The sequence below is a fragment of the Sphingorhabdus sp. genome (genome assembly GCF_046292425.1).
Lineage (GTDB): Bacteria > Pseudomonadota > Alphaproteobacteria > Sphingomonadales > Sphingomonadaceae > Sphingorhabdus_B.
Map to the genome: position 1 here is coordinate 1 of NZ_JBKBQV010000130.1, position 521 is coordinate 521.

General features: G+C 57.4%; 1 protein-coding gene. It reads right to left on the reverse strand.

Features of this window, described 5'->3' with window-relative positions; all coding sequences use genetic code 11:
• On the reverse strand, positions 1–521 hold a 521-nt coding region (locus ACK4S7_RS13270; RefSeq protein WP_409647757.1), incomplete at both ends, for a helix-hairpin-helix domain-containing protein.

The following is a 521-nucleotide window of genomic DNA, read 5'->3' on the forward strand; positions in this document are numbered from 1 at the left end:
GCAGAAGGTCGTTCCAGACGGACAGATTATGGGGTTCATGGAAAAAATCGCCCAGTGCTTCGGCCACAGCGCTCCCCACCCCATCAATCGCAGTGACATCGGCGACAGCGGCTTGATCGGCTTGCGCTAGCCTCTGGCCGACATTGCCAATCTCCTCAACCGACCCGAACGCCTTGAATAAATCACGCGCCGTCACAGTGCCGATATGCCGGATACCAAGTCCAAAGAGCAGTCTGGCACCATCGGGCGCGCGTTTAGCCTCAATGGCTGCCAACAGGTTATCCACAGACTTATCCTGCCAACCTTCGCGCGACAAAATGTCGGCGCGGCGATGGCGCAACCGGAATATGTCAGCGGGGCTTTCCAGCCAGCCCAGATCAAAAAATTCCTGAATGGTTTTCTCGCCAAGTCCCTCAATATCGAGCGCACCTCGGCTGACGAAATGAATGAGCCGTTGCACCCGCTGCGCAGGGCAGATCAAGCCTGCGGTGCAGCGGACATCGACTTCACCTTCTTCAGCC